We start from the raw sequence: 19,657 nt of genomic DNA, 5'->3' as shown, positions 1-19,657 counted from the left end.
CCTCCTTTTTCACATCTAATCGCATCATAACAAAGAAATATGTTGAATCTTTGTAGAAAGTATGGAGATTCCAACATTGTATGAATTAAAAAGGGAAGACCCCTTTAAGGTCTCCCAAATATAGTTCCATAAATTTCCATTAGATCATTTTAGTGCTAGGACCGGATTTTCTTTTATTAATACAAGCCGAATATTTCTCCCCAACGACCGATCCCATAGGGTACAGCCATACCCCAGTAAAAGACAAAATATGCACCACCGAGTAGTAGAGAAACAACACTTATTAATTCTACTTGATGGGGCTTCTCGCTTGACAATCGTGCAAGACGCTTTCCGAAAACGGATATTACCACGAGGAATAGAATAACCATGAGTGCGATCTGCCCAATGCCCTGTATGCTCATCATAAGTGCTCCGTAAAGAGGATTTCGCGTTGTCGCAGCATACGTAAGGAAGTCTCGGAACACGCCAAAGGGGCGTCCGACCGCAAAAAATCCAACTTGTAGGCCCATGAGGCCCGCTTTTGTAAGCGGATTTGCAAAGAAGCTACGGATGTTAGAAGGAATTCGTGAGACAATTGTGTTTAAGAATCCGGAAGAAATGGCTCCCCAGACGAGCATAAACAGGCCAAGAATTGTAAATATGTTTGATGCTTGGGAGAGACGAACTTGCCTTTCGTTGTACGCTTGAACTGCATCCGGCCCGAGTGAACCGACGTATAACCCATAGATCGCGGTGACCGCTAAAACTCCCAAGCTAAAAACGCCTAACGCTCGAAGTGCGGTTTTACGGGAAGAGGAACGGTCCGTTGAACAAGTAAGCCCTGGAAGCATGGCAAACATTACACAGTTGCAAGCCGTAAATGTAGCCGCAAGTCCTGCCGCTAACGCAAAAAGGATATCGAACCCGAAACCATTTTCCCCAAAGGTACCTGCAAGTGTGCTTGTGTTACCAATAATGTTGCCGGCTACGACATCACGGCCGAAATCGTCAACTGCTTTATAATTCCAAAATCCTGCGATCAAGATGCCGATTGCAAGAGCGAGAAATGTCCAAGCCATACGCCTGCGTAGAGTCAACATTGAATAAAGGGATGTACTAAGATTATTACCAATAGTGCTGACGGGGTTTGATACCCTGCTAAAATTTGAAATGTTTCCTTTTTTACTCGTCATTGATATTCCCCCAGGTTGTCATTAATTCACTAAAAGCATCATAACAAAGAAATTTGTTGAATCTTTGAAGAAAGTATGTAGTTTGAAATATCATTTTGGAAATAAAAAAGGAAGACCTTAAGATTTTATTTATTGACGTAAAAATCGTATCGAACTTCTATTTAAAAAGAATTTTTTACAACGTGTCATAAAAATTACATCTAAGAGGAGGACGCTGGTCATTTACAGTATTCTCCTCTTTTTATTTTGGCGGAAGGGATGCTGTACCCGGAATAGGGTTAATGTTCAGTGGCAAGACCTAAATTGAAAAAATCTTGTGATGTTCGATGTGATTGGAACGCCAACTGCGACTAGGGGTATTTCCAGCGTAGCTGTCACGAAGCGCAAAGTGTTGGAAAACATATGGTAAAAACCAAAATAAAAGCGCCCATGCGAGAGACGCTTTTATTTTGGGTAGTATCAGCGAAGCAGACGAGGCTGTCTCAAAAGGTCTAAAAAGACCTAAGAGATAGCCTTGTTTTTTTGCATTAAAATAACAAAAAGAAATCTCTCTTTGGTAAAATGGAGGTACCACCCAACCATTTCTAAAGGAGAGATTTCTTTGTACATTCAATATACCATGGATCAACTTTGCCTGCCAATGGATTTAGAAGAAGACATTCCTCAAAACCACCTCGTTCGTGTTGTTAATACAGCAGTAAATCGTTTGGATGATGCCATCTTCGACGCCGCTTATACAGGTGGTGGTCGAGACAGCTATCACCCGAAAATGCTCACCAAAGTCATCATCTACGCCTACGCTCAGCGTATCTACTCTTCTCGCCAAATCGCCAAGGCTGTTCGTGAAAACATTATGTTCATGTGGATCGCCGGCAGACAACGCCCGGACTTTCGCACCATTAACCGGTTTCGTTCCGAACGAATGAAAGCTGTTCTGGAGACAGTGTTTACTGCGGTTCTTCAGTTTCTGGCGGACGAAAACTATGTCCAGCTTGAGCATTACTTTGTCGATGGAACTAAGATTGAAGCAAATGCCAATCGCTATACATTCGTTTGGGGTAAAGCAGTCGTTAAGCATAAGGCAAAACTTCAGGAGAAAGTGCAAACGCTGTTTGCCACTATCGAAGAGGCTGAGAACCAAGAAGAGCGGGAGCATGTCGGCCAAGACCTGAGCGAATTAGGCGAAGCGTCTGAGATCACAAGCGAAAAATTAGAGATTGCCGTCAAACAATTGGAGGAAAAGCTGCAAGCAAAACCAAAGGACAAGTCGCTGAAGAAAGCTGTGCGCGCGCTCCGCAAGGACCTACTCCCTCGTCTTCAAACGTATGAAACTCACCAAGAAGTTTTAGGGAACCGAAACAGCTACAGTAAGACCGACAAGGATGCAACGTTTATGCGGATGAAAGAAGATCACATGCGAAACGGTCAGCTGAAACCTGGTTACAATGTGCACATAGGCACTGAAAATCAATTCATCCTCGGGTACAGCGTACATCAGCGACCTACCGACACGCGCTGCCTCATCCCTCATCTAGAAAAAGTTAAATCTGCTCTTGGTAAACTACCAGCTACCGTCATTGCCGATGCAGGGTACGGCGGCGAAGAAAACTACGACTATTTAGAGCAAAACGAAATCGAAGCGATCGTTAAATATAGCACGTACCACCGTGAAAAAAGTAAGGCATGACAAAAAGATATTAGCAAAATCGACAACTGGACCTACCACAACGAAGAAGACACCTGGACGTGTGCAGCGGGGCAAACGCTCGTTTTCCGCAGAGAAAGCAAAGAGAAAACAGAAAGTGGCTATGAAATCGAATATCGTCACTACCGAAGTACAAGCTGTGAAGGATGTCCACTCAAATCGCAGTGTACGAAAACGGAAGGAAATCGAGAAGTTAAGGTCAGCCTGAACTATTTGCGGTTAAAAAACCAAGCACGCGAAAAACTCCGAAGTGAAGAAGGTTATGCCCTGGCTGTTCGACGAATGATCGAACCGGAGCCTGTATTTGGTGACATAAAGAACAACCGAGGCTTCAAAAGGTTTCTGCTTCGAGGCTTACCCAAAGTAAGTCTAGAGGTCGGGTGGCTTTCCCTTGCCCACAATCTGATCAAAAAAGCAGCAATGGATGCCAAAAGAAAAGGAGCTAAGCGCGAACAAACCGCTTAGCTCCTTTTCAGTCAGTTATTCACTTTTCCTAACGATTGAATCTGTCCCGATCGCAATTCTTTATTACTTTTGAGACAGCCTCATTAAATGCGAATTCGCAGTCTTCAATAAATTAATAAAGAATTAGGATGAAAATAATTGCTAATACGAAGCGATAATAAGCGAACCAAGATAGTTTAAGTCGTTTAATTACATTCAAGAAAGTTACGACAGCGAGCATACCGATAATAAAGGATACAATCAGTCCAGTTAGAAACAAACCAAAATCGTCAAACGTTAAATAATCCCGACTTTTATATAGATCCAAGCCCGTCGCAGCAACCATGATCGGAACCGATACAATAAAAGTAAATTCAGCAACCGCTTTTTGACTGGTGCCAAGGAGTAGCCCACCCGAAATAGTTGACCCAGATCGAGAGAACCCTGGCCAGAGCGCCAGACACTGAAAAACCCCTATAAGGAACGCTTATTTGTAAGTAATATCGTCCATAGTTTCTGCTGTTACCGGAACACGAGCTCTTTCCGCCACAATCAACAGAATTCCGCCTGCTATCAAACTCACAATTACAGGCCAAGGACCAAATAAATATTTTTTGATTAAATCATGTAGTGCCAAGCCCATTACTACAGCCGGGGCCATGGCCAATCCAATATGGTTGATATTAATCCCTGGCTGCTTCATAAACCCAGGTGTTAGTTTGAAAAATCGAAGGAATCGTTTGAAGTATAAGACAAACACTGCTAATACCGCACCCAACTGTACGATGATTTCAAATGTTTTTGCCCGTTCTCCGTCAAAAGCAAGAAGGTGTGCAGTTAAAATCATGTGTCCCGTTGAGGATACGGGCAAAAATTCAGTTAAACCCTCCACGATACCCATAATCACTGCATTAATAATATCATTCAAAATTTCTACACACTCCTATCGCTCACGATAGAGTTAAAGTGGCCTACGTTTAGAAAACCTAACATATTTGTTCATTTCCTTTAACTCTTCTTTTTTGTCTCTTCTGGTGGATATGATCATGTGAATCATCACCATGATCATATCAGTTACAATAAAACTATCGGCCAGATTAAAAATAGGATATTCGATTAGGCGAAATTCGAGCATATTGACAACATTGCCCGATCTATAAAATTACATAGAGCACCACCGAGGATAAAGGCTATCGCGTAAGAAAGGAACATTTACTCGCGATATATTTCACGCAAATAGATGATGATTACGATGACAACAAAAAACGTAATAACGATTAAAAATGACCGTTGGTTTTACATGATGCTAAAAGCTGCTCCTCGATTACGAGAAAATGTCAGATGAAAGACATTAGGAATGAGCGGTAAGGTTTGTCCCATAGTCATATAAGTGGCCCAGCCCATTTGGTCATTTGATCCATGGATAACACCGTAATTGCTATACTGTAGTAACACAGCATTAAATCAGCTCCCTTTTTACACTAAAGAGTTAGGGGTTTAGGAACCCCTAACTCTCATTAAGCGCAAACTGTTCAAAGTTACAATTAAGGTGGCCCCCATGTCGGCGAAGATGGCCATCCAGAGCGTAAGCCAACCGGGAATGATAAGAAGCAGCGCGACTACTTTGATAAGCAATGAGAATGTGATATTCTGTTTGATGATTTGCAAAGCTTTCCGGCTCAGTTTGATTGTAAAAGGAAGTTTGGTCAAATCGTCTGCCATCAGGGCAATATCAGCAGTTTCCAGCGCTGTATCGGTTCCAGCCCCACCCATAGCAATGCCCACGTTGGCACTTGCAAGAGCCGGTGCATCATTCACACCGTCACCCACCATCCCAACATTGCCGCTATTTTTCAGATTCTTGATGTATTCCAGTTTATGTTGCGGTAGCAATTCTGCTTTGACCTCACGAATACCGACTTGCTTTCCGATCGCTTCAGCCGTAGCCTGATTGTCTCCCGTAAGCATGACCGTTTTTTGAATGCCCAGCTCGTGTAATTGACGTATAACTTCACGGCTACTTTCACGAACCTCATCGGCGACGGCAATCAAGGCTAATGCTTCCTTTTCGGTTCCAAGTACCATAACGGTCTTGCCCTGCTTCTGCAAGCGATGGATCTCTGTAGAAATTCGTTCGGCCAATCCCTCTGGAATCAACTCATCAAATAAACGCGGACTTCCAACATAATACGTGACTCCTTGAATCACTGCTTTTGCACCTTTCCCTGTGATAGAAGAAAAATCTTGCGTTTCCCACTTGGTCAAATCAAGGAATTTATCATCTGCCTTCCGCACGATAGCCGAGGCTAAAGGATGTTGCGACCATTTTTCAATTGCCGCCGCGATACCGAGTAATTCGTTTTCTTCCTTACCTTTCAACGTGACAATATCAGTGACTACAGGCACCCCTTTGGTTAATGTTCCTGTTTTATCAAATGCAATGACGGACAGCTTCCCTGTTTCCTCTAAGTGAATGCCGCCTTTGATTAGCACGCCGTTTTTAGCCGCATTGCCGATGGCCGTTACGATTGAAACCGGTGTGGAAATGACGAGAGCGCATGGACATCCAACCACCAGTAAAGCTAGGCCCCGATAAATCCAATCGCCCCAGGCTCCATCAAACAAAAGCGGAGGAATCACTGCAATGCCGAGTGCAAGCACCATAATCGCGGGCGTGTAATATTGGGCAAATCGGTCTACAAATGCTTGTGAAGGGGCTTTTTCTGCCTGTGCTTCTTCCACGAGATGAATGATTTTGGCGATGGTGGTATCATCCACCCTCTTTGTTACCTCAACTTCTAGCAACCCTTCTTCATTCAATGTGCCTGCAAACACTTCGTCACCTGCTGTTTTCGATACCGGCACGGATTCGCCCGTTATTGCCGCTTGGTTCACCGCGGAGATACCTTTGATCACTTTGCCATCCATTGCTAATTTTTGTCCAGGCTTCACGATCATGATATCACCGATTTGAATGTCATCGACCAAGACCTGTATTTCCTGGTTACCACGGCGAATTGTTGCTTCTTTCGGAGCAACATCCATCAAGGAGTGGATGGATTGGCGGGCTTTCTCCATCGAAAAGGCCTCCAGCGCTTCACTGATCGCAAACAAAAACACGACTGTTGCGCCTTCTTCCCATTTTCCAATGGCTGCCGCACCAATAATGGCCACCGTCATCAAGGTGTTCATGTTAAAGTTAAAACGAACCAGACCTTTTACACCCTTTATGAATAATTCATAACCTCCAATGAGAATGGCTAACCCAAAGATAAGGTTGGCTGCAGTATTTTCTTTACTGACAAGGTAACCAACAAGCAGTAAAATAGCGGATAATGCTGTTGTGATTGTCGCTTTTCGTTTCCAAAAGGGCACTTTTTCAATAGTGCGTTGTTCCTTTTCCGGATATACCTTTAGTCCTTCGAAGGAACCTGCTTTCTCCAAGTCTTGAATGGTTGCTTCCCCATAAACCGTAATCTTAGATGCACCAAAATTCACCTGGGCGTTCTGCACTTCAGGCAATGCTTTGACGTTTTGCTCAAACTGTGCGGCGCAGTTCGTACATGTAAAACCTTGAATCCTGTAAACCGCTTTTTTCTGATCTTGTACCTGCTCCGAACTACCTTGCATAAACTTTACCCTCCTCCGAATGTGCAAATGCCAACAAAATGAATTGTTTAATCTGTTCATCGTCTATGGAGTAAAATACAAGCTTGCCCTCTTTTCGATATTTGGCCAAACCCATATTTCGAAGCAATCGAAGATGATGGGAGGCTGTAGCCAGCGAAGAACCAGTGATATTTGCAACGTCACAGACGCATAGTTCGTCTTCCTCGCAAAGGGAATATGCGATTTTCATTCTCGTATCATCGGCTAATGCTTTGAACATTTTTGTGATCGAAGAAATATCAACGGTTTCCAGTAATCCTTGCAGACGTTTAACCTTTACTTCATCAAAACAATAAATTTCGCAGTTGTCGACATTACTCAACATCTTCACTCCAATCAAACAATCATTTGATTATAATATTATAACAAATTCCACAAACAATCAAACGTGATTTTGATTATAATGTGCTTTTGAGGCATGTTTATACAAGTTCCGGATTTTATTTTTGAAATGGAACTATGCTACTTTTAAATATGATTTGCTGGATAATAGAGAGTAAGTTATACAGAATCCATCAAGTAGTTCCGATACTAACGATTATCTTAACTTAAAAAGTGGAAGTCCTTATATAACGTGGAAAAAAAGCTGTTCGGTAGTGGGTTAGTACCGATTGATGTTCATACAGATGCCACCACTTTCAGTTAACACTTGCCGTTAGCTAACGAAAAACGATAGCAATAAACCAAAACAAAACCAGTCTAACACTTTATTCTCGTGTTTGGACTGGTTTTTGTTTGTTTTGGTTTCATGTGTCAGCCTAAAACTTAATTTTAAAAACTGATACTTTTCCGAACAGTTAAAGTTGAAACTGCTCGAAACGGCTCTTGTTCCGTTTGGTCTGCTGCTCAGCAATATATTCCTCCGCCTGTATCAATCGATCTGCTAGCTCCTGTCTGGACAAGTTCATATACCTCCTACGAACCTGCGAAAGGTCTCGACCTACCTTTAAATGTTGGTAGGAGACGGTAACCTTAGTTTGGCTTTTAATAGTCTTTCTAAGACGGGAGAAACGCAAATAATATTGGTACAACGCTTCGTTCGTTTTGACCGTATTTGCATGAATCCCTTTTCCACTTGGGTCTAACATCTTAGATGTTGCCTCAATGCTGCGATAAGAAACTCGCTTACCCTGTTTGACCAATTCGTCGATCGCTTGCTTGCCTGTGTTATACGTTCTTTGCTTTTTTTCTTTATACTCTACCTCAAGCCACGGCTTATTATTCTTGGGGTCTATGAATTCGTACAATCGGGTCATGGCTCGCATCCTTTTGGTAATTTTCAATAAGTGCAATTTCTTTGAGCTCATTACGAGCGCGGTTCTTGGCTATCTTCATCTTCTGAACTTCCAAAGGCAAGTTCAACTTCTTAAAGCGAGCTTCACTCTCAGAAGCCCATTTGTGAAATTCTTCAATATCACGCTTAAATTCAGGCCGCGGAACTTTAGCCGCACAGCCGATGCAAGCCATTTTTGTCGGGCAAACCGCATCGGTGGTGCAGATCCCACCCGCGACCTTGCTCATCGTACCAACTTTTTCGCGGTATTCGTCATAGAACTCCTGAAGTTCCTCTGGGCAGCGCAGTATGTCTTGCTGAATGTCGATATGTGACACCCAGTTATCATGCAGGTCGTTAATCGCTTGACCAATTTGGCCGTGTGTAGGCTGCGAATAATAACCTGTTACCTGTACGTCTTTTTGGTGAAGAATTTCTTTCACAACATCAATTGGCAGTTTTTCTGTTTGAACGGCGTGCGTAGCGAAAGCGTGGCGCAAGAGGTGCGGCTTGACACTTACCTGTCCGCCTTCATCCGTTTGGATTACAATGCCATGAAACAGGAATCTTAAGATGGTGTGAATTACGTCTGAGTCAAAATGCCTACCAGAATACTGCATGAGATACTTGTCTTGTCCAAACATGTGCTTACGAACCCTGTATTCGTAACTTACAAGTGGTATCGTTTTTGATCCATATTGTTCTCGCAGCAATTGAAGGATTTCAGCCATAAGTTTAAAAACATCTTCTGTAACGTAATAGTTTTCAGGTTCATCACGACCCTTAGGAATCAGTCGAAAGATATAGTTTTTTCTAGGCGGTTGATGATTTTTGTCTTCTGCCACAACCAAACATTCTTTAGCTTGGGCGATTTGCAGCAATTCATTTAGCCGAATGCCCGAACCTGTAAATAAAATAAGTGCAAACAGGGCAAAAATGGAGGCAACATAAAAAGGTTCCACGTTAAAGATGATGCCTTCAGCCTTGCTTTGTGCTTTAGCTATAAAAGTGCTTTGTCCTAATACACCTTTATGCCCCGTCCAAAACGGAACTGGGTATGTTTTATTTTCTTCCGTTCCATACCCCCATTGGTTCAAATACGACAGACGCTTGTAGATTTCTTCTTTCGATTTATTTTGAGTCCAAAATCCCAAGACATCTTCTTTCATTAAGTCAGAAAACCATAAGCCTTCACCATTGGAACTGTCATCTGTACGTTTTGATTTTACAAATTCAACAAAGCACTCATTTTGTTTATTGGAATATGCGCCCGTCTTTTTCGTAGCTGCTTGAATAGAGTGTGAACTGTATTGCTCTCGATGTGCCAACACAAAGGATGGCTTGTCCCATAATTTAAAGAAAAAACGCTCGCCGATTGCCTCCGATTCTTCATAGTCAAAGGCGATCGGAAGGGGCCAGTTGTTTTCTTTTGCGGCTGTTAATACTTCTCTAACTTTGTTTCTAAGTCGTAAAAGTTGGTTTCTCCGCAGATTACCTTCCGCACGAATTTGCGGCAGCAAAGGTGTGATTGCGGAAGTCTCCAGTTTTCTATTTTGTTGGGCATTATATTCCACTTGTTTCATCAATGTGAAGTCCCGAGTATCAAAAGAAGGCTTTGGGAGAACGAATGCTTTAAACATAGCTGCATGATCTAAATTTAATTTACTTTGCATCCATTTCTCGGTCCTGTAACTAATTGTAAAGTAACATTTGAGAAATTTAGCTCTTTGGTTTAACGAGTGCTCTGTATATATTTGACCTTTTAAATAGTCATACATATGAAGATCAGGTTTAAATTCGTTCATATTTTTCAGTGCATAGTGGTTAAATAAATCTTTTAATCTTAAAGAAACGCTTTTCGATTCCACTCGTATGCTGGATGGGGCCAATCGCTTTGAAGTAGCCACGATCATGTTAAGAGCCATATGATTTGCCCATGGGAAATTAACGATATTTTTCATATAGTATTCTAATAAATCTTCATTCACTACGTCGAAATAAAAATTTCCCTTGGCGTCCTTCAAAATCTAACAAAACATCCGCGACTTTTCCTTTTAGCTGTGTGCGCCAGTTCCGCTCAGTAGTTGTCAGACTCATGTTCCCATCCCTTCAAAAATTTCATTCAACCAATCCTCATCTTCTGTTTGCAGAAGCGTTTCTGGAGTAACAGCCTTTTTTGACTTCCTCCTTTTCTTGCCTTTTTTGCTCAGGTACTCTTGTTCTTTCTGCCGCATTTTATCAAAAATTTCCGCTTGAACTTCGCCAAATTCCATTTCGTTGAAGTAATGCTCGTAAACTTCGATGGTTGATTCATCGCGCCAGCGCATGTAATGAATGAGCTCCTTTTTCTTTCGAGCGATCTCGGCGTCGGTACTTGCAGTTTCGAAAATGCCGCGCATCATGTTCGTAACATGCCAGTGTCTGGTCTTGTGTGGGTTTAACTGTAACTCCGCCGCTTTTACGATTTTTTGCCACTGGGCATAAAAGGTATGGTAAGTATAAGGCCTGCCATGAATGGTGACAAAAATAGGTTCATTTTCAGCCTCGTCTTTAAAGCTCAGGACACCTTTAACGCACGCTTTTCTCTCCGTGTTCACATAGCGAATTAACAGCTTAAGCGTTTCTTGACTAAATCGAATGAACTTGGTCCGTTTTTTGTGACTGCCTTTGTTAAAAGACTGCGCTTCAAGCGGGTTCATTCACATTCGATAGTCTCCAAACGTCAGTTCAAGGATCTCCGTCACCCTAGCGCCTGTTTCAAACAAGAGACGCGTGACGATTTCGTCTCGCAAAGTCCAACCGATGGCTTTCCCCGCATTGTAAACTTTGAAAGGAAGATCCCAGTCGCCAATGATCAGCGGCACCCATTCCTCGTTCACCACTTTGAAGTACGAGTCCGTTAGCCGCCTGTGCTGATGAATGGGCACCTCTGTTCCTGCTGCGGCAGGCAGGCGAGGTTTGTCCTTTCTAACGCCTTCTACAGGCTCTTCCAACTCTCTTAGCACGTTTTCAATGTATAACAACGGATTGGGGTACGGATAAGATTTCAAACGAATCATGGACTTGTAGAACGCCTTTATCGCGGATAAGGAACGCATCACCGTATTAGGGCTTTTGTTCGTCAAATTCACCAAGCGGTAGTTGTCTTTGTCCATTACTTTGCAAGATAGCTCGCTGTACAAGTAATCTTGAACGACTTCTCTTATCCGCTCTGGAGGGTCATTCCACTTTACCTGCTGTTCTTGGTATTTGCCGTACTTATCCAGCCACGAAAAAAACGATTCCATCGACGTCAAATATGATAGAGCAGTTTTATTTCCCACTCTCCCGAGAAGATCACTGTAGAAATCTGTTAAAGGTAGAAATGTTTCTTCATCTGGATCGATCACGAGGAGGGAATACTTACTTACAACGCCCTCGGGGCAATAAATGTGATAATAGCGATTTAAACTCATCATCATGACCTCTAATTTCATATCTTATGAAAATTTCAACCTTTGTTCATAGTTCTACATTCCGTGTCAGTATAATAGGTCATTATACATCCCCAAACATTCATTTCCTGTAAGTAAATAATGCCAATAAAAGTGGAGCTCCCGCGCCTTCGCTTGGGCTATGCCCTCCACCAAATCAAAACAACCTTCATACCAAAATATTGAAAATAAAAAGGCACTTCAACCAAAGTTGAAATGCCTACTACGAATATAGAGTGTCACATCATACAATGCTTCATACGATTACTGACCGTCTGCCTAAAGCATAGAACTTAAGTTCACATGTGGGATCTCCCCATTGTATAGCCCTTTCTGGAGCCTACATGCAATTTATCTTTACGTTTAGTTTAAAATGCGGTGAAACCCCATTTCTTTCTCATATGTTCACGTCCGCGGTGCAATCGGGTCTTTACCGTTGTACTCGGTATGCCAAGTTTCTCACTGATCTCTTGGAGAGATAGTTCATTGAAGTAATAGAGCCCTACTACGATTTTAAATTTATCAGGCAGTATGTTCATTACATGGCGAACCTGCTCCTGGATCTCCGCACGCAGTATATGATTTTCCGGTGTGGCTTCGTCACTATGATGAATAGCATAACGATTCCTTTCGTCACCTTCAAGTATTTCTGTATCTAGCGAATAAACGACCTTTTTTTTACGCAGCAGGTCAATACATAAATTCTTACCGATGCGAAAAATCCAAGTAGAAAATTTTTGAGTCTCATCATAACGGTTTAAGTGCATATACACTCGCATGAACGTTTCTTGGACAATGTCTTCCGAATCATGTTTATTATGAAGCATCCTATAAGCAAGGCGCTGGATTTTATCCTTATAAAGTTCCATCAGATCCATAAAAGCTGCTCGATCTCCGGTACGGGACAATTGAATTAAGCGCATTTCCATATAATTCAAAATATTTTCCTCCTTACATAAACCTTATTGCGGAGACACGGCATAAATCTAATGAATCCTTAAGAGATCTCCCAACGATTACCCTAGGCATTTTGATTTATAGACTCATTTTCTCCGCTGGCTTGCCATTCGTTTTTTCATTGGAATCCATGAACTCGTCGCAAGCCTTCATCATTTTCTCGCCTTCTGGGGAATGCATAGATTGCATCATCTTGTCCATGTTCCCATTTTGCATCATCTCGTACATGCCTTTGCTTGTGTTGTCTTGTCCGTCTTTGTCTTTGGTTCCTGCAGCAAAACCAATTTGCCCGACCGCCAAGACAGCAAGTAATGCAAATGAAGCAATAAAAATTGTTTTCTTTTTCATTTGTTAATCTCCTCCATTGTTGTAGTTGGCTGTTTGCCGTACAAACATAGTTTAAACAATAGATTTGAGGTCAACGTGTTGATTGTTTGAAGAAATCATGAAGTTCATTTATTTTTTAAAAGGTTGCTTTTGTGCCGCAACTCTTCTTCATTGATTTCTCCACGTGCAAATCGATCTTTAAGCACATGTAAGGCTGGATCTTCCTTCTTATTAAAAGCTTTTGCAAAGAGCATAATAATTCCGAATATAACTGCACCAACGATGAGAAGAAAAAACAAAATCCCAAAAATCATCATAATAATCAAGCTCCTCTCCTAATATTTTGACTGGACCTCCAAGATTTCTCTTCTACTCCCTCTTCTTTTTCTTGACTACCATGTACACAATACCAGCGATCAGAATAGGAATGCCCGACCAAAGACATATTTTCAATAAAATACTCAAATAGTCACGGATGGATTCCGGTTTCATCATTGAAGTGGCCGACATCGTCAAACAAGACAGGCCAATTACAACTAAGATTATGGCAATGAGCCATTCAATCCGTTTCATTTCGTCTCTCCTCCTTCATTTGTATTGGGAAACAGAGTACAAATCGGGTGCCGCGGCCAATTTCACTGGTAACTTCAATGGTGCCTCCTTGCAGATCGACTAATCTTTTTACAATCGCAAGTCCTAATCCGGTTCCTCCATACTGGCGAGAACGAGACTTTTCAACTCGATAAAATCGTTCGAATATATAAGGTAGTTCTTGTTTCGGAATACCGATTCCAGTATCTTCAACAATGATTTTGATCTCATTTGCATTCAATCTTTTCAGTTGTACGGAAACCGTGCCTTTTTCCGTATAACGAATCGCATTTTCCACTAAATTCAAAAATATTTGTTCCATTCGAAGACCGTCGGCGTAGACCATCGGTAAGTCCCTTTCTAGACTCACTTCAATTTCCAAACCTTTTTCTTTAGCTTTTAACCCCGCTTTTAACGTTACATTTTCAATTAATTCAACAAGATCAATCCACTCAAAATTTAGACTGATTTTACCTTCTTCCATTTTGGAAAGCTCAAAAAGATCATGTATCAAATGCGTAAGCCTTATCGTCTCCTGCTGAATAATATCTAAATATTGATTTCTTTCCTCTTCGTTCTCATACAGACCCTCTTTGACCACTTTCGCATACCCTTCCAAATAAGTCATCGGTGTTCTCAGCTCATGAGAAATGTTGGCAAAAAATTCACTTCGTGTATCTCGATACCTTTGTAAATCCACAGCCAGATCATTAATAGCATTCGCCAATGATCCCATCTCATCTTTTGCTATTAGATCAACCCTTGTATCCAAGTCTCCTTTTGCGATTTTTCGTGTTGCTTGTTCCATTTGGATTAAGGGATCGGATAATTTTCTGGAAATAATAAAAGTAAATCCAAGCGCAATGAAAAAGGCACCTATACCGGACAGGATCAACAGATCACGAACTTTCTGAATCGACTGCTGAATACCTTCTGTTGAGTAGAGGACATAAACTCCACCATAAAACAGGTTTCCATTTTTAATCGACTTACCGGAAACTAAGTATTTGGTTCCTGAATAGAAATCTTGATAACGCTTATTTACAGCATTACCTTTAGCTAAAGCTTGAACTTCATCCTTCGAAATAAAGGAACCATTAGATAACCCGGTTAAACCTGAATCAACAATAATTTGTCCGTCCACATCTACAATGTACAATTTTACTTGTGAGAAATCAGCCATCATCTTGACCATCGTCGGATTTTGTGTAGACGCGATAGCGTCCGCATACCGGGAAGAAAGTTGGTCAATGTCCTCCTGGACCTTACTAAAATAAAATCCAGAAAAAATTTGATTAATAACAAATCCAACAGGTAATAAAACCACAAGAAACAAGAGAATGATCGTTCCGCCCAGTTTAATAACAATACGGTTCCATTTCATTTGCGTTCATCTGTTCCTTGAAATTTGTAGCCAACTCCCCAAACGGTTTGGATCGGATTATACGACAATCCCACTTTGCGAGCTTTGTCCCGAATATTTTTTACATGAGTATCTACGGTACGTATATCTCCAAAATAATCTTGTCCCCAAACCTGCGTAAGCAATGCTTCCCGTGTGAATGCTCGCTTGGATTGATCGGCCAATAGATACAGCAAATCAAATTCTTTTGGTGTAAAATCAATAGACTTATTCAACATGAACACCTCTCTGCCCACTGGATCTATGGTTAGATCGGGATGTTTAATCGTTTTATTTGACATCACGCCTGCATCAAACATTTGGGAACGCCTTAGTAAAGCAAATACGCGAGCAATCATTTCCTCCGGTTCAAAAGGCTTTACTAAATAATCGTCTGCCCCAACATTTATACCGTGTACTTTATCTTTTGTTTCTGTACGGGCCGTCAACATCAGTATCGGTGTTTGCTTCGTTTCACGAATTTTACTGCAAACTTCCCATCCATCCATTTCTGGCATCATCACATCCAAAATAATGACATCAAACTCAAGATTCGCAACTAACGTTAGCGCCTCGTGGCCGTTTCTAGCTTCGGTTACCTCGTAACTATTTTTTGTCAGATAAATTCGAAGCAAATTTCGCATATTCCATTCATCATCAACAACGAGTATCTGAAATTTTTGCATAAATTCCCTCATTCACTAAAATTGAATTTGTGGTTTTTATTATACTACCTAAATTTGTTGAAATTATGAAGTTGTCATGATTCCGTACAAAGAAAAATAAACACCCCAAGGGTGTTTAGGAAAACGGAGCATCAAGTTCCCCTGCAATTCTAGACATTACAAAGGAGGCTATATTTTTTTGTTTTAACTGATTATGGATTTGTAGGTAACGGTTAATTCAGGTGAACCTTATGATATTGATCTCAATACTGATAACCCAGGGGAATGGCTTTTCCATTGCCATGAGCTAAGCCAATAGCTTTAATATGTGATTTTTTTAGGAATCTTTCCGTTTAATTAGGCTTTACATCACTTGCTCTAAAATCAAACGGTCTAATTAGGATAACTTCGACTATTCGGTCGGACAATTGAATGGGTATATTTTTAGACCAACCTCTATACGTTTTCTCTACTTGGACAGGTTGAATTGGAATAACATGATACCCCTCTTCCCTGTATTTCCTTGCTAGCAGTAATTCATCCTTTAATTGAACAGTTTCAATTGGGATCCATTCAATTTCTGTAGGCAGGTCCAAACGAGTCGCAATCTTTTGAATCATTCTCTTCGAAGTACCAAGTATAAGAATCTTTGTAATTTCTTTTTTCATATGTATAAAATCAGCTACCTCCCGACAACAATGGTCGTCTGATTGAAAAATGGCTCTCTTGGTAGCTGAATACAATAATTTCTCACATTTTGCTGATTTCCCAGCCACATGTACTCTATCTATTATTAAGATTCCATCATCTATTACGGCATCAATTTGATTTGCAAAAACAACCTCTAAGCATTTGTAACTCTTTCCAGTACCACTTTTGCCATATAAACCGTAAATCTGCAATAAAAATCCTCCTCAATAATGCAACCACCGCACATATGAGATCGTCCACTATACTCCATTTTCAAACAAAATATCTTTTAATCATTGACTACCTTTTTCACACTCCTGTAAAAGTAAAATCTCTTTTACAATGTGTTGGATATGTTTCAGTTCTTTGGACGTCTTGCCAGTTAACATTAAATTTATTTTTTCTAGATGAACACGCTCAGCTTCTGATTTTAATTTCTGTTTATTTTCAAATAATTGATTTGGTATTATCTGTAAGGAATCTGCGATTTTCTCAACCGTTTCCAGTGATACATTGATTTCCCCTCTTTCAATCTTCCCTACATATGACTGATCGAAGTTTATTCTGCCCCCAAGATCAGCTTGAGTTAAATTTCTTAATTTCCTATAAAATCTAATATTTCTCCCAACTTCTTGATAAAAATACGACATTATGACCACCCCTCTCTATAGAGTAGGGAAGTCAACGAAATAAATAAAGAACATTATACTACATTATACCATTTGATTTTAGGCATTATAACACCTATTATTGTTATATAATATATTATAAGGAGAAAAACCATGAATACATTACCTAATCAACATGCCATTGAGAATGTTATTCAATACAAAATGCGCGGCAAAGTCGCTTATTTAGGTCACATGAATTCCAATGTAGCATTCAATCTTACTTATGTGAAACCATATGATATGGCATCGGGAAAGGGTTATCAAAGACCTGTTGATATTAAGAGGTGCAATGATTTTGCTCTTTATTTATCAAAAGGCGAAAATGCCTTATTCACCCCAATTCTTCTGAATGCTGAATCCAAGTGGGAGTTTCTACCTTATGATAAGGTTAGACCAAACTATGGAAGGCTTCTTTGCAAAGAAAAAGCATCATTAATGGATGGGCAACATCGTTTGGGTGGAATCAAAAGATACTCTCAAGAAACTAATGCTGAATTATCTGTTCCTTTTCTTGCTTATCATTACCTTGACGAAGACGAGGAAATTCATTTATTCAATACTATAAATACTAAAGCAAAAGGAATAGGACTCTCTTTGAGCAGTTATTTACGCAGAAATTCTGATGATCTAAGCTGGGTAGCAACTGAGCTTATACTACGTAACGATAGCCCCTTTCATAATATTGGGACAATTACAGGAAAAAGAAATACTGGGAGACATGTTACCTTACAAAATTTATACCGCAGTATTGAGCTTCTAACGAAATTACCCCATCTATCTTCTTTGCCTAAAGAAGATAAGCTTTTGTTGTCACTCGTATATTTCAACTCGATTAAAGACACCTTTAATCAAGAATGGATGGACTATAAGGAATATAGAATTACACACATCGTATGTATAAATGCATTATCAATTGCTGGATGTGAACTACTCTCACGGGCTGTATCTGAAGATAAAAAGAATATTGATTACGCTGGAGTATCAAGAGCAGTCAAAAGGCTAAAGAAATTTGATTGGTCCTCTTCAGGTAGATTGAAATATATCAAAGGACTAAGCGGTTCAAAAACGTTAGCAGCTGATTTAGCTGCCCAAATGTTACCAGAATAACATGTTACAGAGGGGGCTTTATATGATAACTACTGTCTTCAATGTTAAGTCAATTATTCTATTAAATGGAGAAGGCGTACGAAGTAGCTTTTCGTTTAAAAAAATAATCTTTTCACAAGAAAATTGTTATCTTGCATTTGAACATCAAGAGGAGGTATATGCTTATAAACTTAGCATTATTGATGAAAAGGTCTTCTTAGATCCAATAGACGATAATGATAATTGTAAAATTTCAAAATTACTGTCATTATGTATAAAACAATGCGATCAAAGGCACTGGGCTGTAGGGATTAGTTATAATGAAACTTCTAGCGCAAACAGCATCTCGACCCGTTTTAAAATATCAAATCATGATCAACCACTAGATATACTCCCCTTTTTGTTGCAAACCGGGGCAAATTCTATTGAAATCTCTCCATAAAAGTCATACGAAATCGGGCACACTATATAGAAGGATAAACATGACTATTAGAATTAAAAACAAATAAGCCCAAAGGTTCGATAGACACTCAGCTTTTGGGCTTACCAATATTTTATTGCAAAATGGATGCTTAAGAATCCTCCATAACGATGTCATTAAATACCTTTGTAGAATTCATCCAATTTATTAACAATATTTTCTGATGAAGAAGGTTGTATATAATTAAATGTAGGATCGATTATCCCATGCCCCGTCATATTACCAACAATTCCACGTACATCAAGATAATTAAGACTGTTACTACGTACTAGTTCGTTAATAAAAGTTCGCCTTAATTGTAAGGCGCTTACTCCATATTTACTTACAATATGCTGAATATGACGTGCACTAATTCTTTCGCCTCTGGAACTAGTAAATAATGCAGGATCATTATCATTTCGTTCTTCCAAGTACCGTTCTAGGGAAGCAAATACTTCCGTATTCAGAGGAATAACACGTATATTTGTATGTCCTTTCGACATTTTAACCCTTAGCAGTCTACGTTCTTCAGTTACTTCAATATCATTCTTATTTAAAGATACCAATTCCATCAGCCTAATACCAGTAAAGAGTAATGTTTTAACGATAGCAGCATCACGTTTGTCTTGACTACTGTTCAGGCTCGATAACAAATAATTCACTTGATGTAAATTCATAATTTTGAGCTCTATCCTATTATCTTTTTTTGCATAAACTTTAAAATTAATTGCATTAATACATTCCGTTTTATTAGCCCACTTACAATACTTCTGAATCACGAATTGGACCTTACGTAATGTATTTTCACTTTTATTTTCACCGGCTAAGTAAAATGCGTAATTTTGAAGATCATAACTCTCAAAATTTTCAAGATTCTTTCCCGACAATCCAAGCCAATTTTCAAATTGTTGAAGCGTATATTTGTATGCTCTAGTTGTTGCCTCACTATTTTTCTTAGAACATTCCTCGATAAATTGATCCAACATTTTTAAGCCCTCCTTTATAACACCACCATTACATTGTAGCATGTATATAAAAATCTACGCAACGTTTTGCTGGGTATATTGCA

The 19,657-nt window shown here is 40.0% G+C and carries 19 protein-coding genes and 3 pseudogenes; 4 read left to right on the top strand and 18 right to left on the bottom strand.

Features of this window, described 5'->3' with window-relative positions; all coding sequences use genetic code 11:
• Positions 1-176: 176 nt before the first annotated feature.
• Positions 177-1,061, bottom strand: coding sequence for a cytochrome c biogenesis protein CcdA (locus PCH02S_RS17205; protein WP_164819595.1), 885 nt, complete (start codon positions 1,059-1,061; stop codon positions 177-179).
• A 715-nt stretch (positions 1,062-1,776) separates the two neighbouring features.
• Between PCH02S_RS17205 and PCH02S_RS17200 the strand changes: the two are divergent.
• A pseudogene (locus tag PCH02S_RS17200) lies at positions 1,777-3,345 on the top strand (IS1182 family transposase).
• Between the two features lie 112 nt (positions 3,346-3,457).
• Here PCH02S_RS17200 and PCH02S_RS17195 read toward each other — a convergent pair.
• The 14 genes and pseudogenes from PCH02S_RS17195 to PCH02S_RS17130 all read right to left on the bottom strand — a co-directional run bounded on the left by PCH02S_RS17195 (position 3,458) and on the right by PCH02S_RS17130 (position 15,702).
• A pseudogene (locus PCH02S_RS17195) lies at positions 3,458-4,252 on the bottom strand (undecaprenyl-diphosphate phosphatase).
• A 33-nt stretch (positions 4,253-4,285) separates the two neighbouring features.
• Positions 4,286-4,459, bottom strand: coding sequence for a signal peptidase II (locus PCH02S_RS36980; protein ID WP_127455172.1), 174 nt, complete (start codon positions 4,457-4,459; stop codon positions 4,286-4,288).
• A gap of 362 nt (positions 4,460-4,821) precedes the next feature.
• Complete coding sequence (locus PCH02S_RS17185; protein ID WP_127455171.1) at positions 4,822-6,954, bottom strand: heavy metal translocating P-type ATPase; 2,133 nt, start codon at positions 6,952-6,954, stop codon at positions 4,822-4,824.
• A complete protein-coding gene (locus PCH02S_RS17180; RefSeq protein ID WP_127455169.1) occupies positions 6,944-7,315 on the bottom strand; it encodes an ArsR/SmtB family transcription factor in 372 nt (123 codons plus the stop codon). Before PCH02S_RS17180 ends, PCH02S_RS17185 begins: the two co-directional genes overlap by 11 nt.
• Before the next feature lie 475 nt (positions 7,316-7,790).
• The gene (locus tag PCH02S_RS17175) at positions 7,791-8,249 is read right to left on the bottom strand and encodes a hypothetical protein (RefSeq protein WP_127455167.1); all 459 of its coding nucleotides are present in this window, start codon (positions 8,247-8,249) and stop codon (positions 7,791-7,793) included.
• On the bottom strand, positions 8,212-10,290 hold the full coding sequence (locus PCH02S_RS17170; RefSeq protein ID WP_127455165.1) for a site-specific integrase: 2,079 nt from the start codon (positions 10,288-10,290) through the stop codon (positions 8,212-8,214). Before PCH02S_RS17170 ends, PCH02S_RS17175 begins: the two co-directional genes overlap by 38 nt.
• A gap of 69 nt (positions 10,291-10,359) precedes the next feature.
• A complete protein-coding gene (locus PCH02S_RS17165; protein WP_127455163.1) occupies positions 10,360-10,965 on the bottom strand; it encodes a tyrosine-type recombinase/integrase in 606 nt (201 codons plus the stop codon).
• Positions 10,966-11,721: a hypothetical protein gene (locus PCH02S_RS17160; RefSeq protein WP_127455161.1), complete on the bottom strand. Its 756-nt coding sequence runs from the start codon at positions 11,719-11,721 to the stop codon at positions 10,966-10,968.
• Between the two features lie 386 nt (positions 11,722-12,107).
• Positions 12,108-12,677 (bottom strand): RNA polymerase sigma factor SigW, encoded by a 570-nt coding sequence (sigW, locus tag PCH02S_RS17155; RefSeq protein WP_127455152.1) that lies wholly within the window; start codon positions 12,675-12,677, stop codon positions 12,108-12,110.
• 97 nt (positions 12,678-12,774) lie between these two features.
• Positions 12,775-13,044, bottom strand: a complete 270-nt coding sequence (locus PCH02S_RS17150; RefSeq protein ID WP_127455150.1) for a hypothetical protein — start codon at positions 13,042-13,044, stop codon at positions 12,775-12,777.
• A 104-nt stretch (positions 13,045-13,148) separates the two neighbouring features.
• Positions 13,149-13,340, bottom strand: a complete 192-nt coding sequence (locus tag PCH02S_RS17145) for an SHOCT domain-containing protein (RefSeq protein WP_127455148.1) — start codon at positions 13,338-13,340, stop codon at positions 13,149-13,151.
• A gap of 52 nt (positions 13,341-13,392) precedes the next feature.
• On the bottom strand, positions 13,393-13,596 hold the full coding sequence (locus PCH02S_RS17140) for a hypothetical protein (RefSeq protein ID WP_127455146.1): 204 nt from the start codon (positions 13,594-13,596) through the stop codon (positions 13,393-13,395).
• Positions 13,583-14,998: a sensor histidine kinase gene (locus tag PCH02S_RS17135; protein WP_127455145.1), complete on the bottom strand. Its 1,416-nt coding sequence runs from the start codon at positions 14,996-14,998 to the stop codon at positions 13,583-13,585. Before PCH02S_RS17135 ends, PCH02S_RS17140 begins: the two co-directional genes overlap by 14 nt.
• Positions 14,995-15,702: a response regulator transcription factor gene (locus PCH02S_RS17130; protein WP_127455143.1), complete on the bottom strand. Its 708-nt coding sequence runs from the start codon at positions 15,700-15,702 to the stop codon at positions 14,995-14,997. Before PCH02S_RS17130 ends, PCH02S_RS17135 begins: the two co-directional genes overlap by 4 nt.
• A gap of 217 nt (positions 15,703-15,919) precedes the next feature.
• Here PCH02S_RS17130 and PCH02S_RS36975 point away from each other — a divergent pair.
• Positions 15,920-16,000, top strand: a pseudogene (locus tag PCH02S_RS36975) (multicopper oxidase domain-containing protein); the annotation flags it as partial.
• 34 nt (positions 16,001-16,034) lie between these two features.
• Here PCH02S_RS36975 and PCH02S_RS17120 read toward each other — a convergent pair.
• Together PCH02S_RS17120 and PCH02S_RS17115 are read right to left on the bottom strand one after the other, a co-directional pair.
• Positions 16,035-16,583 (bottom strand): hypothetical protein, encoded by a 549-nt coding sequence (locus tag PCH02S_RS17120; RefSeq protein WP_127455141.1) that lies wholly within the window; start codon positions 16,581-16,583, stop codon positions 16,035-16,037.
• An 81-nt stretch (positions 16,584-16,664) separates the two neighbouring features.
• Positions 16,665-17,021, bottom strand: coding sequence for a helix-turn-helix domain-containing protein (locus tag PCH02S_RS17115; protein WP_127455139.1), 357 nt, complete (start codon positions 17,019-17,021; stop codon positions 16,665-16,667).
• A 132-nt stretch (positions 17,022-17,153) separates the two neighbouring features.
• Here PCH02S_RS17115 and PCH02S_RS17110 point away from each other — a divergent pair, with 132 nt between their 5' ends.
• Together PCH02S_RS17110 and PCH02S_RS17105 are read left to right on the top strand one after the other, a co-directional pair.
• Positions 17,154-18,149, top strand: coding sequence for a DGQHR domain-containing protein (locus PCH02S_RS17110; RefSeq protein WP_127455138.1), 996 nt, complete (start codon positions 17,154-17,156; stop codon positions 18,147-18,149).
• Between the two features lie 22 nt (positions 18,150-18,171).
• A complete protein-coding gene (locus tag PCH02S_RS17105) occupies positions 18,172-18,570 on the top strand; it encodes a hypothetical protein (protein ID WP_127455136.1) in 399 nt (132 codons plus the stop codon).
• 155 nt (positions 18,571-18,725) lie between these two features.
• On the opposite strand, the gene PCH02S_RS17100 is transcribed toward PCH02S_RS17105, so the two are convergent.
• Positions 18,726-19,574 carry a tyrosine-type recombinase/integrase gene (locus PCH02S_RS17100; RefSeq protein WP_164819594.1) on the bottom strand — a complete coding sequence of 283 codons (849 nt, stop codon included), beginning with the start codon at positions 19,572-19,574 and terminating at the stop codon, positions 18,726-18,728.
• Between the last annotated feature and the right edge of the window lie 83 nt (positions 19,575-19,657).

It is taken from the genome of Paenibacillus chondroitinus NBRC 15376 (genome assembly GCF_004000765.1).
Taxonomy (GTDB): domain Bacteria; phylum Bacillota; class Bacilli; order Paenibacillales; family NBRC-103111; genus Paenibacillus_E; species Paenibacillus_E chondroitinus.
Note: the sequence above shows the minus strand (reverse complement) of the source record. Positions and strands in the feature narration are given on the sequence as shown.